Source organism: Coprococcus sp. AM100_B19A (assembly GCF_027662015.1).
In the GTDB taxonomy this organism is placed as follows: domain Bacteria; phylum Bacillota; class Clostridia; order Lachnospirales; family Lachnospiraceae; genus Allocoprococcus; species Allocoprococcus comes.
The window spans coordinates 1-1,695 of the sequence record NZ_JAQDKN010000042.1 but is presented as its reverse complement, the minus strand read 5'-3'; the positions used below and the strand labels follow the sequence as shown (position 1 = coordinate 1,695).

Genomic DNA, 1,695 nt, shown 5'->3' with positions numbered 1-1,695 from the left:
TTGAAAACTGCATACAAAAATAAATCAATTCTCAAATAGAGAAAGACATCCGAGGTGATCATCACCGCAAGGTAATGATTAACTTACATCTTCGAGAAAACGAAGTAAAAAAACGACCTGAAATACCAACGCATGCAACGCTATGCATGTGTAACCGGATCCCATTCCCGTGGGAGAAGGGAGTTGGTTATGCTAGAAAGAGCGCAGGGTGGATGCCTTGGCACTAAGAGCCGATGAAAGACGTGATAAGCTGCGAAAAGCTTCGGGGAGGAGCAAATATCCGATGATCCGGAGATATCTGAATGGGGAAACCCGGCTGGACAGACTCCAGTCATCCATACGCCAATCCATAACGTATGGAAGGGAACCCGGTGAACTGAAACATCTAAGTAGCCGGAGGAAGAGAAAACAACAAGTGATTCTGTGAGTAGCGGCGAGCGAAAACGGAAGAGCCCAAACCGGAATGCGTGCATTCCGGGGTTCGGACCGCGTAATTGATCTGATAAGTTTAGCAGAATGGTTTTGGGAAAGCCAGCCAGAGAGGGTGAAAGCCCCGTAAGCGAAAGACGAGTCAGCAAGGCGGGATCCAGAGTACCACGAGACACGAGAAACCTTGTGGGAATGAGCGGGGACCACCCCGTAAGGCTAAATACTCCTTAGTGACCGATAGCGCATAGTACTGTGAAGGAAAGGTGAAAAGGACCCCGGGAGGGGAGTGAAAGAGAACCTGAAACCCTGTGTTTACAAGCTGTGGAACATCTTTAAATGATGAACCGCGTACTTTTTGTAGAACGGTCCGGCGAGTTACGCCATCTGGCGAGGTTAAGTTCTTAAGGAATGGAGCCGAAGTGAAAACAAGTCTTAATAGGGCGTTAAGTCAGATGGAGTAGACCCGAAACCGGGTGATCTATCCATGTCCAGGATGAAGTTGCCGTAAAAGGCAATGGAGGTCCGAACCCACATCCGTTGAAAAGGGTGGGGATGAGGTGTGGATAGGGGAGAAATTCCAATCGAACCCGGAGATAGCTGGTTCTCCTCGAAATAGCTTTAGGGCTAGCCTCATGAGAGTCTTTTGGAGGTAGAGCACTGAATTCCCGCGGGGGCGTCAAAGCTTACCAAAGGATATCAAACTCCGAATGCCAGTAAGATGATTCATGGGAGTCAGACTGCACGAGATAAGTTGGGTAGTCAAAAGGGAAAGAGCCCAGACCTGCAGCTAAGGTCCCAAAATGTGTGTTAAGTGGAAAAGGATGTGGGATTTCAAAGACAACCAGGATGTTGGCTTAGAAGCAGCCATACATTAAAAGAGTGCGTAATAGCTCACTGGTCGAGAGGTCCTGCGCCGAAAATGTCCGGGGCTGAAACACACTACCGAAGCTCAGGAATTAACGTAGTTAATTGGTAGAGGAGCATTCTTAAAGGGAAGAAGCAGTACCGGAAGGAGCTGTGGACTTTTAAGAAGAGAGAATGCCGGAATGAGTAGCGAGAGGAAGGTGAGAATCCTTCCGGCCGAATACCCAAGGTTTCCAGAGTAAAGCTGATCTGCTCTGGGTAAGTCGGGGCCTAAGGTGAGGTCGAAAGACGTAGCCGATGGACAACAGGTTGAAATTCCTGTACTGCAGTATAACAGAACTGTGGGGACGCAGAGGGAGAGCACTAGCGGGAATGGAATCCCGTGGCAAGCGAGGTAGGAGT

At 49.0% G+C, this 1,695-nt stretch carries 1 rRNA gene; it reads left to right on the top strand.

Features of this window, described 5'->3' with window-relative positions:
• Positions 1 to 185: 185 nt before the first annotated feature.
• Positions 186 to 1,695: ribosomal RNA gene (locus tag PGQ33_RS16650) — 23S ribosomal RNA — on the top strand; the annotation flags it as partial.